Origin of the sequence: Pseudoalteromonas sp. S1727, from assembly GCF_005886375.1 — a bacterium.
In the GTDB taxonomy this organism is placed as follows: Bacteria; Pseudomonadota; Gammaproteobacteria; order Enterobacterales; family Alteromonadaceae; genus Pseudoalteromonas; species Pseudoalteromonas haloplanktis.
In genome coordinates, this window is record NZ_PNDT01000367.1 from 1 (window position 1) to 295 (window position 295).

1 protein-coding gene is annotated in these 295 nt (G+C 35.9%); it reads right to left on the reverse strand.

The window, feature by feature from the left end:
- Positions 1-19 precede the first annotated feature (19 nt).
- The coding region (locus tag CWB85_RS22325) for an ExbD/TolR family protein (protein WP_171039084.1) at positions 20-295 on the reverse strand (276 nt) is incomplete at its 5' end.

A 295-nucleotide genomic window follows, 5' to 3' on the forward strand; every position in this document is an offset into this window, starting at 1 on the left:
CATCACTTGTACTACTTTTTCATAGGGTACTTTTGCAGATCCTTGCATATTGCAAGCTAGGTTGAGGAGATTGCTGCGCTATGTTTTCTATGTTAGCTTTAAGCGCAGTAATATCAATATCTTGCTGTTGCCATTTGATTTGACCATTAGCCATAACTTGGAAACTTATACTTTCTACATGTTCAGTTAATTCACTATTTGTTACTAGTGCTTTAGGGAGTTCCACGGAGAGGGATTGAGTTATCACATGCATCGCAATTATAAAAATAATAATCAACACCAAAATTAACTCGAC